Origin of the sequence: Devosia sp., assembly GCF_017307565.1 — a bacterium.
Lineage (GTDB): Bacteria > Pseudomonadota > Alphaproteobacteria > Rhizobiales > Devosiaceae > Devosia.
Genome location: NZ_JAFKHD010000134.1, coordinates 1 through 1,267 on the forward strand (window position 1 = coordinate 1; position 1,267 = coordinate 1,267).

Below are 1,267 nucleotides of genomic sequence, written 5' to 3' on the forward strand. Positions count from 1 at the left end.
GCTTGGGAAACGACCTGTTCGCTGATGATCGGAAAGCGGCTGAACACCTTCATGTCAGTGTTAGCCCGCAGATCCCGGCTGCTTTCAAAGCGCCACAATCCGCTTTTGACCAGTGCATCCTGCCAGACGGGGCGCATTTCCTGTAGCACGACGATATCACTTGAAGCGACTTCCGGGATGGAGAGAAAGGGCCGGGGATCGCGATTGTCCGAGAGGACATTGGCCGAAATAATCGTGAACTGGCTGCCACCGCCTCCGGTGGCAGGGGTAGGCAGGAAGACGAATGGAAGAATGGCCGTTAAAAGTGAGATCACAGCGCCGGCTCGCGTAAGCCGGGATCGCGGCACGAGACTGATTGCAAACAGCGCTATTCCAGCAGCGAGAAGGTGCGGGCGAATGAAGTTCGCCATGTCGGCTGCCCACAAGTCGCGGGCAAGAAGGTGCGAACCGAACTGGGCCGCAATATAGAAAAGCTGCACGATGGTGATCAATGGAACGGTAAAGTTGGCCAGATGTCGACGGCGAGGAAAAGACAACACGACACCGCGCTTTCATAAAATTGTCTGCCAGTTCACGGACCTGCCCGGAAAAGTCAACAAGCCACACCAAATCTATAATCGTGCTTGACCCTCTAGCCACCTGAGGTTTTATAGCTTTGCTCCTGTATGACAGGAGGCCGGCCATGAGTGCTGATGGACGCCAGACCCGCTTCCGGGTCGAAGGCATGGATTGCGCAAGCTGCGCCACCAAGATCGACACTGCGGTACGTCGTCTCGACAACGTCGCAGACGTCAAGGTTTCGGTTGTCGCCGGGACAATGACCGTTACCCATGGCGAACGCGTTGACATCGATGCACTCGCCAAAAAGGTTGGCAGCCTCGGCTACAAGACGACCCCGATTGCAGCAAAAGATGTTCCTGTCGCAGATGAAGGCGCAGGCCATCGTCACGGTCCCGGTTGCAACCACGGTCATGCTGAGGGACCCCGCAATCATTCGAGCGAGAGGACCGGCCAAACGGATACCTTGGCGGGCCTGCATGGGCACGACCACGGACCTTCCGACGGGCCGTGGTGGAAAACCTCTAAGGCGCGACTCACCATACTGTGCGGTGCCGCACTGGCGATCGCTTTCGGCCTTGCACAGATATATCCCCAGACGCAGCCTTGGGGCTTCATCGTCGCCATGGCCGTTGGGCTCATCCCCATCGCTCGCCGGGCCATCTTCGGAGCAATGAACGGCAGCCCGTTCACCATTGAGACGTTGATG

Annotated in this window: 1 protein-coding gene and 1 pseudogene; one reads left to right on the forward strand and one right to left on the reverse strand. The window is 57.9% G+C overall.

What is annotated here, in order from left to right:
* A pseudogene (locus J0I64_RS03700) lies at positions 1–539 on the reverse strand (endonuclease/exonuclease/phosphatase family protein); the annotation flags it as partial.
* Between the two features lie 143 nt (positions 540–682).
* Between J0I64_RS03700 and J0I64_RS03705 the strand changes: the two are divergent.
* On the forward strand, positions 683–1,267 hold a 585-nt coding region (locus tag J0I64_RS03705), incomplete at its 3' end, for a cation transporter (RefSeq protein ID WP_291406265.1).